Here is a 12188-nt window from a genome sequence, read left to right as displayed (position 1 = left end):
GATGAATTAGCAGATGCCCGCTTCCGCCAGGCGGCGCGCGGCGTTGATGAGATGGGTCTGGGCGGCGTTGCGCGCGGCGACCGAATCGCGCGAGCGGATCGCCTCGACGATCGCCGCGTGCTCCTCGCGCACCTGACGCATGAAGTCCTCGCGCAGCGCCTCGTTGCCGCGCGTGACGAGCGTGCCGGCTTCGAGATACTGATTCAGAAAGGTGAGGGTTTTCAGGAAGTACGGGTTGCCGGTCGCGTTCGCGATTTCGCGATGGAACGCGACGTCTTCCGCGACGCCGTCCCTGCCTTCGCGAACCGCTTCGTCGATGCGCCCGAGGGCGTCATCGATAGCGGCCAGGTGCTCGTCGGTGCGGCGCAGCGCGGCCTCGGACGCGACTTCGGCCTCGATCGCCCGGCGCAGCGCGAGAATCTGGACGACCGCGCCCGGCTCGACGGCCTGCGCGTAATCGATGCGCAACGGCCGGATGCCCGCCCGCTCCACGATGAACACACCGCTGCCCTGGCGCGGCTCGACCATGCCTTCGTTCTTCAGCCGTGAGATGGCTTCGCGGATCACGGTGCGGCTCACGCCGAATTCCTGCGCGAGCACGGCTTCGGTCGGCAGCTTGCCGGTCGTGGCGAAGCTGCCGGTCTCGATGAGCTTCTGCAATTTCTGCGCGACCGTGTCCGACAGGGCGCGCGGCGGGATCTTCTCGAACATGCGACTCGATGGAACGCGTAAAGTCATCGGGTCATCATACAAGTTTCGGGAGCGGCGTTGACCGAGGAATAACCCTCGGAGGAACGCTATTGCGCGAGCGGTTCGTCGATGAGCGCGAGCGCGTCGCGTATTTCGGAGACGTCGCCGGGGCGCACGAGGCGCGCGACTTCCTTGCCGCCGAGCATGAAGACGAGCGTCGGCCAGAGCTTCACGCGAAACGAGCGGCCGAGCGGTCGGCCGCTGCCGTCTTCGATCTTCATATGCTTCACCGCGCCATGACCCTGGAACGCCTGCGCGATGAGCGGCTGCGCGGCGCGGCAGAAGCCGCACCAGTCGGTGCCGAACTCGACGACCATCGGGCCGCTCAGCGCGTCGATTTCGGCGCGCTCGGGCGCGGTCTTCGCGTATTCGATATTCATGCTCATGACGCTCGTCCTTGCTCCCTTGTGATTTCGGTGAAACTAGCAGAAAACTTGCCCACCCGCCGTAGCGAGCGGGCGCGGGAGCAGGGATATTACGATCCGACGGCGATCGCAGTCACCTCATGATTGGCGCCGCCCGTTATCGTGACCGGAATGTTCATCCGCAGCGCCATCATGAAAAGGCTGTTTCGGTTGTCGTAGTTATCCCTGTTGGGCCACATCTGGGCGCAGTATCGCGAGCCGTCGCTCGTCTGGAGCACGTAGGTGACCGCCGAACCTGGATCCTTGTCGACGATTCTCACCACCGTGCCGGTACGCGTGTCCTGCAACTTTAGAAACGCGGAATTCAGGGATGGAATCGGCGAATCACTCTTCGCAACGGCGAGGCCGGTTATGTTTCCCGAATCGTCACCCGAGAGTGTGACGGGCAGACCGTAATCCAGCGCCATCATCAGGAGATTGTTTCTATTTTCGTGAGTGACGATATTCAGTTGACCACAATATAACGCGCCCTCTCCGGTTCGAATGACGAAATTAACGTTCTCGAGATCATTCGAATCGATTATGCGGGTGAGAAAACCACCCTTGACGCCCGTGAGCGGAATGCCGCCTCGCACAAGGCCGAGGTTGACGGAACTATCAATGTTTCTCACTCGTGATCCTTTTTTCATGATTCCAAAATCGCGCGCCTCCGGATAATGGAGCGACGCGGCATGTGACTTTTTACGGGCGCCCGCTACGCGCGTCGTTTGGGTTCGATCCACCAGTCGATTCAAAAAGCGCATGACTGGGAGCGCCGACCATCGCCGCCTTCACATAACTGTTGATTCCGCCGATAACCATGACCGAGCGTCCTGATTCCAGCGCGAGCCGCAGCAGCGCATCGCGATTGCGCCGGCGCCGGACGTCCATCTGCCCGCAGTATTGCGTGCCGTCCGCCGTCTGAACGAGGTAATTCGCATACACCGACGCATCCGAGTCGATGATACGCACGACCACGCCGGCCTGCGCGCCATCGAGGGGAACCCCGGGGCAGATGAGCGATGGGATTACAGGCGAACTTCTGATTTTCATTTAAACGTCTCCTGACATGTAATTGGCCATTCAGGGAAATGGATGTTTATGCGAACAAGGCGATTATCGTTCGTTGAAAGGCTCTTCTCAGTTTTACGCTGATTGACATATATCACGCTTGGTATGTAAATTCTTAATCATGTTTTCGTACAAATTCGCGTCAACCAGTAAAAATTCAACGGCGAACAAAGTCCGCGCGCATCGCCAAAAGGCGTTGCGTGGCCATAAACAAGCTATTTAATATTACTAATGCGGTCAGGAAAACGATTAATCAGCGCCGATATTCGCGACTTGTCGCAGGCAAAATCTAGTAGCGAAAATTATGTCAGTCAATTTAGTAATTGTCATTTTTTGAGATGTCACTGACATAAAAATCCAACGCCGCCATTTCGGCGGCGCGTGAATCGTGGCAGGTAATGCTCAGGCGCGGGACATGCGAGCGCGCCGTGCCTCGTAGGCCTTCAGATGCGCATAAGCCACCGCGAGCGCCGACACACCGCTGAAAGCGGTGCGCCGCCGTGCCAGCAGATCCCCGACGATGTGATCCGCCTCGATCGGCGCGCCGTTCTCCAGATCGCGCAGCATCGACGCGGTCATCAGCGAGCCGCGTTCCGCGAAGAACGCACGGGCGCGCGCGACGACCGCCTCGCCCGGCGCGTGCGTGTTGTCGGCGGCGATGCCGCGGCATTCGTCGAAGAGCTGGAACAGCAGCGCTTCGCCGCCCGGTGCCGCGAGAATATCGCCGATGGGTGCGCGCATCAGGCACGTTCCCGTCGCGAGCGTCGCGAGGAACACCCACTTGTCCCACATCGATTGCAGGATGTTTCCGCTTACGTCCAGATCGAAGCCCGCGCCGCCGAGTTGTGCAGCGATCGCGTCGATGCGCGTTGTGCGGCCGCCGGCGCGTTCGCCGATGGTCATCGAATGCATCTTGTTCAGGTGCAGGATCTCGCCCTCGGCGTCGAGCGTCGCGGCGATCACGCATTGGCCGCCGAGCACGTTCGCCGGATCGAAGCGGGCATCGAGCGCATCGAGATGGCCCATGCCGTTCAAAAGCGGCAGGATCGCGGTGCCGGGGCCGACCGCGGGCGCGAAGGAATCGATCGCGCCTCGCAGGTCGTAAGCCTTGCAGCTCAGCAACACGAGGTCGTAAGGCCGGTCGATGTCCTTTGCGAGCACCATCGGCGGACAGGCGAACGCGAGATCGCCCTCCGGGCTCTTCACTTTCAGGCCGCATTGCCGCAGCCGCTCGGCGCGCCGCTCGCGCACGAGGAAGGTCACGTCCCTGCCCGCATCGAGCAGCCGCGCGCCGAAATATCCGCCGATGGCCCCCGCGCCCACTATCAGAATCCGCATGTATCGCTCCTCATGGTTTGATGCACCGCTTTACGCCTGCCACACGCCATAACCCGCTTCCCGCAAACCTATCGCCAGTTCCACTTCCATGTCGCGCGCGCCGTCGTAGGGCATCGGGTTGTACATGTCGTACAGATGCGGCAGAAGCCGCAGCCCGAACTCGCGTACGAAGCGGTTCGACTGGATGCCCGCCTTGTGCTTGTCGAAGCGCACGTCGGGATCGATGCCCGTCATGCCCACATACACGAACGGCATGCCGGTCACGTAGTCCGGATTCGCGCGGCGAAAGCGCGCTTCGTTCCAGACCGTGCCGGACAGTTCGATCACATAGACGGAGTAATGATGGCTGCGCGCGCGCCGGGATGGCGGCATGTCTCGGGTGGCCTTCGCGGCGTGCTCGTTGCGGGCGTTCATTCTAAGACTGCGTGACGCAACGCGCTCGATCGTCCGGCGCGCGGCCTGCCGGATGCGGCTCGAAGTGGTAAATTCGGGGCGGTCTGCGCTCGCGCAAGATGATCGGATCGCCGCACCGCCCGTCGAGCCGCCGATCAAGACTGAGATGACCTCTCACGCGAGCGCCGCTCCCATCGACACGTTTTCATCCCGAAGCCGCGCCACGAGCCGCGTCCGCTTCGGTTATCCGGAGATCAAGCATGAGCAAACAAGCTATCGGCGTGGTGGGCCTCGCCGTCATGGGCCGCAATCTGGCCTTGAACATCGAGAGCCGCGGTCACGCCGTTTCGGTCTACAACCGCAGCCGCGCCAAAACCGACGAACTGATTGCCGAACATCCCGACAAGAAGCTCGTGCCGACCTACACGCTCGAAGAGTTCGTCGAGTCGCTCGAAAAGCCGCGCCGCATCCTGATGATGGTGAAGGCGGGTGCCGGCACCGACGAGACCATCGCTTCGCTGCGTCCGCTGCTCGAGAAGGGCGACATTCTCATCGACGGCGGCAACACGCATTTCACCGACACCATCCGCCGCAATCAGGATCTCGCGAAGTCGGGCCTGCATTTCATCGGCACGGGTGTGTCGGGCGGCGAGGAAGGCGCGCTGAAAGGCCCGTCGATCATGCCGGGCGGACAGAAAGAAGCCTACGAACTCGTCGCACCGATCCTCACCGAGATCGCGGCGAAGGCGCCGGACGGCGAGCCGTGTGTCGCCTACATGGGTCCGGACGGCGCGGGCCATTTCGTGAAGATGGTGCACAACGGCATCGAGTACGGCGACATGCAACTGATCGCCGAGAGCTATGACGTGCTCAAACGTGTCGCCGGTCTGTCGAACGAAGAACTGGGCAAGGTCTACGTCGAGTGGAATCAGGGCGAGCTGGACAGCTACCTGATCGAGATCACGTCGAAGATCTTCTCGAAGAAGGACGAGGAAACCGGCAAGGATCTCGTCGATGTGATTCTCGATCGCGCCGCGCAAAAAGGCACGGGCAAGTGGACGAGCCAGAATGCGCTCGATCTCGGCGCACCGCTGCCGTTGATCACCGAAGCGGTGTTCGCGCGCGTGCTGTCTTCGCTGAAGGATCAGCGCGTGGCGGCGAGCAAGGTTTTGAGCGGCCCGTCGCCGAAGTTCGATGGCGATCGCGCGGCGTTCGTCGAGTCGGTGCGGCGCGCGTTGTATCTGTCGAAGATCGTTTCGTATGCGCAAGGGTTTGCGCAGTTGCGTGCCGCATCGGAAGAGTACAAATGGGACCTGCATTACGGCGAGATCGCGAAGATCTTCCGCGCGGGCTGCATCATCCGCGCGCGCTTCCTGCAGAAGATCACCGACGCGTATGAGAAGAATCCGCAACTCGCAAACCTTCTGCTCGATCCGTATTTCAGCGATATCGCCGCGAAGTATCAGGACGCATTGCGCGATGTGGTCGTCGCGGCGGTGAAGGCGGGCATTCCGGTGCCCGCGTTTTCATCGGCGATCGCCTATTTCGATGCGTATCGCTCCGAGCGGCTGCCCGCGAATCTCGTGCAGGCGCAGCGCGATTTCTTCGGTGCGCATACGTTCGAACGCGTGGACAAGGCGGGAAGTTTTCACGCGAATTGGGCGTGATTCCGTAACGATTGCGGCTCTGAGTTGAGAAACGCGGCTCTTGCGGGAGTCGCGTTTTTTCGGATGTACCAAATTAATATCGTCCGACTTATGAATGATTCACGGACGAACATGGGCCAGCGCTACCAATACGGCATGCATACGGATTTAGAGCCCGCCGAGCTGTTTTTCTTATCACAATCGATGAGATTTACAGAGAGACCGGCATAGACGATCTGTCGAGCATCGCGATGACCCTGCTGGGTCAGTTGCGTCGATCGTCTCCAGAACGATGCTGCCCTTCGACATCAAGTACAGAATTTTGCCGACGGTGACATCCTTTTGCGCGTCAAGTTCACTCGCAATCTGGGAGCCTTCGTTGCAAGGGCGATTCCGGGCGTCGGCTGGGTGCTTCTCGCCACCGATGTATCGACCATTCTGTTTCGATCGGTTCAGTCTTACAACGGTATCGTGAAACCCGAGGATCGGCTGTAAATGATTGCTCGACCGGAAGCGTGGGAGCGGCTCGTCGACTTCATAGAAGCCAAGCTGGGCAAACCGTTCCTGGGACAGAACAGCCTCGCGCCCGAGACCGATCTGTATCACGACCTCGACTTGAATCCACCGGAGATTTCAGCGTTGCTCAGCGAGTGGGGAACGAAATTCGACGTCGACATGAGCGAATTCCAGCTTGGCCACTATTACCCCTTCATTCAGTTGAGCAAGCCGGCGTTTTTCTGAACAGTACTCAAGTCCCCCTTCAGCCTCGAGGCTCGAGAAACGCTCGGCGGATGGCAGCTCACACTCGGCATGCTGGAGGAAGCGATGATTCGGGGAAAATGGGTGATCGACTAAAGCATCCGAATCAAGCAAGCGTCACCCATTCAGCATTCCTCTCGCTGCTTCTCAACACCGCATCCACGAACCTCAATCCCGCGACGCCGTCCTCGACCGTCGTAAGCCAGTCATCCCCTTGCGTAGTTCCGCTCGCGATGCACGCCGCCGCATCCGTATAAAGCTGCGCGAACGCTTCCAGATACCCTTCGGGATGCCCCGCCGGCACGCGCGTCGCATGCTGCGCTTCGGGGCTTTGCACGCGGCCACGCGTGATCCGTTCCGACGCGCCGCCGATAGTCGTGAACCACAACTCATTCGGCTTCTGCTGATCGAATGCGATGCCCGCCTTCGTCCCATACACACGCAAACGCAGCGCGTTCTCCTCGCCCGCCGCAATCTGGCTCGCCCACAACATTCCGCGTGCGCCGCCGGTATATCGGAACATCGCCTGCACGTGATCGTCCACACGGCGATTCGGCACGAATGTCGTCACCTCCGCCGACAACTCCGCCGGCCGCATGCCCGTCACGTAGTCCGCGAGCTGATACGCGTGCGTGCCGATATCGCCGAGACAACCCGCCGGACCCGCCAGCGCAGGATCGGTGCGCCACACCGCCTGGCGGTTCGCCTGCGTCTCGACGGGCAGCGAAAGCCAGTCCTGCGCATACTCCACCTGCACGACGCGAATATCGCCGAGCAGGCCGCGTCGAACCATTCCGCGCGCATGACGCACCAGCGGATAGCCCGTATAGGTATAAGTCACCGCGAACACGCGATCCTTCTCGCGCGCGAGTTTCGCGAGCGCCTCGCCTTCATCGAGCGATACTGCGAGCGGCTTGTCGCAAATCACGTGAATGCCCGCTTCGAGAAACGCCGTCGCGATCGGCGCATGCAGATGATTCGGCGTGACGATCGCCACCGCCTCGATGCCGTCCGAGCGCCCCGCCTCGACGCGCGCCATCTCGCGATAATCGTCGTAACTGCGCGCAAGCCCGATCGCCGCCGCACTCGACGCCGCACGCCGCGCATCCGACGACAACGCGCCCGCGACGAGTTCATAGCGATCATCGAGCCGCGCCGCGATGCGATGCACCGCGCCGATGAACGCGCCCTCGCCGCCGCCGACCATGCCCAGCCGCACGCGGTTCATCGCGTCTCTCCCGCCTGGTCTCCGATCCCGAGCACACCGCGCATCTGCTCGCGGCTCGCGCCGCTGCCCGCGAAGTCATCGAATGCACGCTCGGCCACGCGGATGATGTGATCTCGAATGAACACGGCGCCCTCGCGCGCGCCGTCTTCCGGATGCTTCAACGCGCATTCCCACTCGAGCACGGCCCAGCCGGGAAAATCGTATTGCGCCATCTTCGAGAAGATTGCCTTGAAGTCGATCTGGCCATCGCCCAGCGAACGGAAACGTCCCGCGCGATCGGTCCATCCCGAATAGCCACCGTACACGCCCTGCTTTCCATTCGGCCGGAACTCCGCGTCCTTCACATGAAATGCCTTGATGCGCGCGTGATAGATGTCGATGAACGCGAGGTAATCGAGTTGCTGCAGCACGAAGTGACTCGGATCGAACAGGATGTTGGCGCGCGGATGATCGTCCACCGCCGCGAGAAAGCGCTCGAACGTGACGCCGTCGTGCAAGTCCTCGCCCGGATGCAGTTCGTAGCACACGTCGATGCCCGCGCGATCGAACTCGTCGAGAATCGGGCGCCACCGTTTCGCGAGTTCCTCGAACGCGGCTTCGACGAGACCCGCCGGACGCTGCGGCCACGGATAGACATAGGGCCACGCGAGCGCGCCCGAAAACGTCACGTGCGCGCTCAGGCCAAGACGCTTCGACGCCGCCGCCGCGAGCTTCAATTGCGATATCGCCCATTGCGTGCGCGCCGCCGGATTGCCCCGCACGTGCGGTGCGGCGAACCCGTCGAACAGCGTGTCGTACGCCGGATGCACCGCGACCAACTGGCCTTGCAGATGCGTGGACAATTCGGTGATCGCCACGCCCGCATCGTCCACCGTGCGGCGGATGTCGTCGCAATAGGCATCGCTCGAGGCGGCTTTTTCCAGATCGATCAGGCGCGGATCGGCGGGCACCTGGATGCCTTGATAACCGAGCGAAGCCGCCCACGACGCGAGGTTCTCCAACGTATCGAACGGCGGCTCTTCGCCCATGAACTGCGCGAGAAATATCGCCGGCCCTTTGATGGTCTTCATCTTTCGCCTCTAGGAGAAAGAAGGCCGGGTGAACGGCCTTCGCACATCAGAACGGCGAGTTCGGGAAATAGAACTGCTTGGCGTTGTCCTTCGTGATGAGCACCGACGGGATGATGGTCGTCGGCGGCAGCTTGTCGCCCTTGAGGCGCGCCTCGGCGGTCAGCTTGATCGCGTCATAGATGAACTTCGGCGAGTACGACACGTCGGCCTGCACGCGCTTGTCGCCGTCCATGATGCGCTTCACGGCTTCCTTCGATCCGGCGCCGCCGAAAACGATCTTGACGTCCGTGCGCTTCGCCTGATCGATCGCCTTCAGCACGCCGACCATCATGTCGTCGTCGGCGGCCCAGACGGCGTCGATGTGCTTGAAGCGCGTGAGATAGTCCTGCATCACCTTGAAGGCATCGTCGCGGTTCCAGTTCGCGTACTTGGCGTCGAGAATCTTCATGTCCGGATGCTGCTTGATCACACCTTCGAACGCGGTCCAGCGCTCGTTGTCGAGGGTCGTCGGAATGCCGCGCAGCGCGACGATGTCGCCCTTGCCGTTCAGCGTCTTCGCGATGTATTCCGCGGGAATCTTGCCGAATGCGGTGTTGTCGCCGGCGACATAGGCATCCTGCGCGCTGGGGTCGGTGAGACCGCGATCGACCACCGTCACATAGACGCCCTTCTTCTTCACCTGCGCGACAGGTTGCGTGAGCGAAGCCGATTCCTGCGGGAAAATCACGAGCGCATTGATCTTGTTGACGGTCACGAGGTCCTGCAACTGGTTCGCCTGCTCGGGCGCGGTGCCGGCGGTCTTCACGATGACCTTCAGGTCCGGGTGCGCCTTTTCCAGCTCCTTCTTCGCTTCGTTGGCCCACCACACGATGCCGCCCGTGAAGCCGTGATCCGCGGTCGGAATGGCGACACCGAGCACGACCTTGTCGGCGGCGTGAGCGCACGGCAATGAGGCGGCGAACGCACTCGCCGCAAGCGTGAGCGCGCCGAGCGCGCGAAGCATGTTCTTCATGACGAAGTCTCCTTGTCTTGTGGATATTCCGGCTAACGACGACCGCGCTGCAAAAATGCTACGAGGATGATCACGGCGCCCTGCACCGCCGCGTTCAGATACACGCTGATGATGCTCGTCAGGTTCAGGATGTTGTTGATGACCGAAAGCAGAATCGCGCCGATGACGGTGCCGATCACGCGCCCTTCGCCGCCTTTCAGCGCAGTGCCGCCGACCACGACGGACGCGATCGCTTCGAGCTCCCAGAGGAGGCCCGTCGTCGGCGTGGCGGAGCCGAGGCGCGGCACGTACAGAATCGTCGCGACGGCAACGCACAAGCCGAGCAGCACATAGGTGACGATCTTCACGCGATCCACGCGAATGGCCGCATAACGCGCGACCTGCTCGCTCGAACCGATCGCCTGCACATGCCGTCCATACACCGTCCGATTGAGCACGACGGCGCCGCCCGCCGCGACGATCAGGAAGATCCATATCGGCACCGGCACACCGAAGAGGCTCGCGTAATAGACCGGCCCGTAGAGATCGACGAGCGAGTTGTCCAGCGTGAGCGCGCCGCCGTCCGCGAGCCATGTGAGCAGCGCGCGAAAAATGCCGAGCGTGCCGAGCGTGACAATGAACGGCTCGATGCGCCCCTTCGTCACCAGCACGCCGTGCGCGAAGCCGAACAGCCCGCCCAGCACGAGCGCGAGCACGACGCCGAGCGCGATGATCAAGAGCGGCGGCACCGCGTGCCCGTGAAAGCCCTGCATGAGCGCGTTCATCATGTAGATCATGCTGCCCGCGATCAGCGCGGCCATCGACCCGACCGACAGGTCGATGCCGCCCGAGATGATCACGAAGGTCATGCCCACCGCGATGATGCCGATGAACGATGTGCGCGTGAGCACGTTCATCGCGTTGTCGAGGGTGGCGAAGTCGCCGTTGAGCAACGTGCCGCCGACGCACAGCGCGATCAGCCCGATCAGCGGCCCGACGCCGAACAGAAAGCGCGCGGCGGCGGAAAGACGGCTCTCGCTGTCGATGTCTTCAGTGTGTGCCGGTCGCATGCGCGATCAACCTCTCTTCGGTCAAAAGATCCATGCCGAGCGTCGCGACGAGCTCGCCCGCGCGCATCACCGCGACGCGATGACACAAGCCGATCAGCTCGATCAGCTCGGATGAAATCACGATCACCGCGCGGCCCTCGGCGGCCAGCCGGTGAATCAGGAAATAGATGTCGCGCTTGGCGCCGACATCCACGCCGCGTGTCGGTTCGTCGAGCACGATCACGCGCGGATCGGGATTCAGGAACTTCGCGAGCGCGAGCTTCTGCTGGTTGCCGCCCGACAGCATGCGCGCGCGAATCGACGTGTTCCCCGTGCGAATGCCGAAATCGTTCACGGCTTTCTTCAACGCGTCGCGTTCGGCGTGCATGTCGATGAACGGATGCGCATAGCGCTCCAGCGTCATCATCGTCAGGTTGTCCTTGAGCGCCATGTCGACGTGCAGTCCGCGTCCTTTTCTATCCTCGCTCAGGTACGTGAGGCCCTGCTTCATCGCTTCGCGCGGGCTCGTCAGGCTGACGGTCTTGCCGTCGATCACGACGTGTCCCGCGCTCAACGGCCGCAAGCCGACGAGTGCCTCGAACAACTCCGTTCGTCCCGCGCCGACGAGTCCCGCGAAGCCGAACACTTCGCCTTTGCGCACCGAAAAGCCGATGCCGTTCGCCCAGCCCGGAACCGATGCGCCTTCGACCTCGAATGCGACCGGCGCGTCGTCGGTCAGCGGTGGCTTGTCGGGAAACATGTCGGAGACTTCGCGGCCGACCATCAGATTGGCCATCTGCTGGCGCGTGAGCTCCTCGGTCGGCGCGCGCGCGACGAAGCGGCCGTCGCGCATCACGATCACTTCGTCGGTCACGCGCTCCACTTCGTCGAGCTTGTGCGAGATATACACGATGGTCGTGCCCGCATCCTTCAGGCGCGCCATGAGGCTGAACAGACGCTGTGTCTCCGATGGCGTCAGCGTCGCGGTCGGCTCGTCCATGATGAGCAGCCGCGCGTCGCGCAGCATCGCCTTCGCGATCTCGACGAGCTGCTTCTCCGCGACGATCAGGTCGCGCACCTTCGTATCCGGATTCTTGTGCAGGCCGACGTCGTTCAGTCGCGCACGCGCGGCTTCGCGCATCGCCGGTTCGTCGAGGAAAAGGCCTTTCTTCAGCTCGTGGCCGAGGAACATGTTCTGCGTGATGCTCAAATGATCCGCGAGATTGAGTTCCTGGTGAATCAGCACGATCCCCGCGTGTTCGGCCTCGCGTGAACTCGCGAAGTCGCGCACGCGTTCGTCGATATACAGCTCGCCCGCGTTCGCGCGCTCGTAGCCCGCGAGGATCTTCATCAGCGTGGATTTGCCCGCGCCGTTTTCGCCGAGCAATCCATGGATGCGCCCCGGCGCGATATCGAAGGTGACGCCGTGCAGCACGCGCACCGGCCCGAACTGTTTTTCGATGCCCTGAAAGCGCACGGCGAGGCTCAT

At 62.2% G+C, this 12188-nt stretch carries 13 protein-coding genes and 1 pseudogene; 3 read left to right on the top strand and 11 right to left on the bottom strand.

Going from position 1 to position 12188, the window contains the following annotated elements:
* Window positions 1–6: 6 nt before the first annotated feature.
* The 6 genes from NCS58_RS14270 to NCS58_RS14245 form a co-directional block, all read right to left on the bottom strand.
* Window positions 7–711, bottom strand: a complete 705-nt coding sequence (locus NCS58_RS14270) for a FadR/GntR family transcriptional regulator (protein WP_061120836.1) — start codon at window positions 709–711, stop codon at window positions 7–9.
* 86 nt (window positions 712–797) lie between these two features.
* A complete protein-coding gene (locus NCS58_RS14265; RefSeq protein WP_061120835.1) occupies window positions 798–1136 on the bottom strand; it encodes a thioredoxin family protein in 339 nt (112 codons plus the stop codon).
* A gap of 89 nt (window positions 1137–1225) precedes the next feature.
* A complete protein-coding gene (locus NCS58_RS14260) occupies window positions 1226–1786 on the bottom strand; it encodes a hypothetical protein (RefSeq protein ID WP_061120834.1) in 561 nt (186 codons plus the stop codon).
* 70 nt (window positions 1787–1856) lie between these two features.
* Window positions 1857–2207: a hypothetical protein gene (locus NCS58_RS14255; protein ID WP_143756420.1), complete on the bottom strand. Its 351-nt coding sequence runs from the start codon at window positions 2205–2207 to the stop codon at window positions 1857–1859.
* A 420-nt stretch (window positions 2208–2627) separates the two neighbouring features.
* Window positions 2628–3563 (bottom strand): 2-dehydropantoate 2-reductase, encoded by a 936-nt coding sequence (panE, locus tag NCS58_RS14250; protein WP_061120832.1) that lies wholly within the window; start codon window positions 3561–3563, stop codon window positions 2628–2630.
* Window positions 3564–3593: 30 nt separating this feature from the next.
* Window positions 3594–3935, bottom strand: coding sequence for a hypothetical protein (locus NCS58_RS14245; RefSeq protein ID WP_061120860.1), 342 nt, complete (start codon window positions 3933–3935; stop codon window positions 3594–3596).
* A gap of 281 nt (window positions 3936–4216) precedes the next feature.
* On the opposite strand from NCS58_RS14245, the gene gndA reads away from it, so the two are divergent.
* The 3 genes and pseudogenes from gndA (at window position 4217) to NCS58_RS14235 (ending at window position 6343) form a co-directional block, all read left to right on the top strand.
* Window positions 4217–5623: an NADP-dependent phosphogluconate dehydrogenase gene (gene gndA / locus NCS58_RS14240; RefSeq protein ID WP_061120831.1), complete on the top strand. Its 1407-nt coding sequence runs from the start codon at window positions 4217–4219 to the stop codon at window positions 5621–5623.
* 111 nt (window positions 5624–5734) lie between these two features.
* Window positions 5735–6097 (top strand): annotated as a pseudogene (locus tag NCS58_RS34470) (STM2901 family protein).
* Window positions 6098–6343: a DUF1493 family protein gene (locus tag NCS58_RS14235; RefSeq protein WP_250477265.1), complete on the top strand. Its 246-nt coding sequence runs from the start codon at window positions 6098–6100 to the stop codon at window positions 6341–6343. It abuts the pseudogene before it with no gap.
* A 124-nt stretch (window positions 6344–6467) separates the two neighbouring features.
* Here NCS58_RS14235 and NCS58_RS14230 read toward each other — a convergent pair whose 3' ends face one another.
* Genes NCS58_RS14230 through NCS58_RS14210 form a run of 5 tightly spaced genes read right to left on the bottom strand, consistent with a single transcriptional unit; the run spans window position 6468 to window position 12188 of the window.
* Window positions 6468–7589, bottom strand: a complete 1122-nt coding sequence (locus tag NCS58_RS14230) for a Gfo/Idh/MocA family protein (protein ID WP_061120830.1) — start codon at window positions 7587–7589, stop codon at window positions 6468–6470.
* Window positions 7586–8659, bottom strand: coding sequence for a sugar phosphate isomerase/epimerase (locus NCS58_RS14225; RefSeq protein ID WP_061120829.1), 1074 nt, complete (start codon window positions 8657–8659; stop codon window positions 7586–7588). The genes NCS58_RS14230 and NCS58_RS14225 overlap by 4 nt, the downstream gene beginning before the upstream one ends.
* 46 nt (window positions 8660–8705) lie before the next feature.
* Entirely contained in the window at window positions 8706–9671 is a 966-nt protein-coding gene (locus NCS58_RS14220) for a substrate-binding domain-containing protein (protein WP_061120828.1), read from the bottom strand.
* Window positions 9672–9703: 32 nt separating this feature from the next.
* Window positions 9704–10720, bottom strand: a complete 1017-nt coding sequence (locus NCS58_RS14215; protein ID WP_061120827.1) for an ABC transporter permease — start codon at window positions 10718–10720, stop codon at window positions 9704–9706.
* On the bottom strand, window positions 10701–12188 hold the full coding sequence (locus NCS58_RS14210; protein WP_061120826.1) for a sugar ABC transporter ATP-binding protein: 1488 nt from the start codon (window positions 12186–12188) through the stop codon (window positions 10701–10703). The genes NCS58_RS14215 and NCS58_RS14210 overlap by 20 nt, the downstream gene beginning before the upstream one ends.

Source organism: Caballeronia sp. INML3B (genome assembly GCF_023631305.1).
GTDB classification, from domain to species: domain Bacteria; phylum Pseudomonadota; class Gammaproteobacteria; order Burkholderiales; family Burkholderiaceae; genus Caballeronia; species Caballeronia turbans.
Note: the sequence above shows the minus strand (reverse complement) of the source record. Positions and strands in the feature narration are given on the sequence as shown.

Coding starts and splice junctions, on each gene's coding strand:
- NCS58_RS14210 (WP_061120826.1), bottom strand. CDS start 12,188: ATGAGCCTCGCCGTGCGCTTTCAGGGCATCGAAAAACAGTTCGGGCCG.
- panE (WP_061120832.1), bottom strand. CDS start 3,563: ATGCGGATTCTGATAGTGGGCGCGGGGGCCATCGGCGGATATTTCGGC.
- NCS58_RS14225 (WP_061120829.1), bottom strand. CDS start 8,659: ATGAAGACCATCAAAGGGCCGGCGATATTTCTCGCGCAGTTCATGGGC.
- NCS58_RS14270 (WP_061120836.1), bottom strand. CDS start 711: ATGTTCGAGAAGATCCCGCCGCGCGCCCTGTCGGACACGGTCGCGCAG.
- NCS58_RS14230 (WP_061120830.1), bottom strand. CDS start 7,589: ATGAACCGCGTGCGGCTGGGCATGGTCGGCGGCGGCGAGGGCGCGTTC.
- NCS58_RS14255 (WP_143756420.1), bottom strand. CDS start 2,207: ATGAAAATCAGAAGTTCGCCTGTAATCCCATCGCTCATCTGCCCCGGG.
- NCS58_RS14215 (WP_061120827.1), bottom strand. CDS start 10,720: ATGCGACCGGCACACACTGAAGACATCGACAGCGAGAGCCGTCTTTCC.
- NCS58_RS14235 (WP_250477265.1), top strand. CDS start 6,098: ATGATTGCTCGACCGGAAGCGTGGGAGCGGCTCGTCGACTTCATAGAA.
- NCS58_RS14220 (WP_061120828.1), bottom strand. CDS start 9,671: ATGAAGAACATGCTTCGCGCGCTCGGCGCGCTCACGCTTGCGGCGAGT.
- NCS58_RS14265 (WP_061120835.1), bottom strand. CDS start 1,136: ATGAGCATGAATATCGAATACGCGAAGACCGCGCCCGAGCGCGCCGAA.
- NCS58_RS14245 (WP_061120860.1), bottom strand. CDS start 3,935: ATGCCGCCATCCCGGCGCGCGCGCAGCCATCATTACTCCGTCTATGTG.
- gndA (WP_061120831.1), top strand. CDS start 4,217: ATGAGCAAACAAGCTATCGGCGTGGTGGGCCTCGCCGTCATGGGCCGC.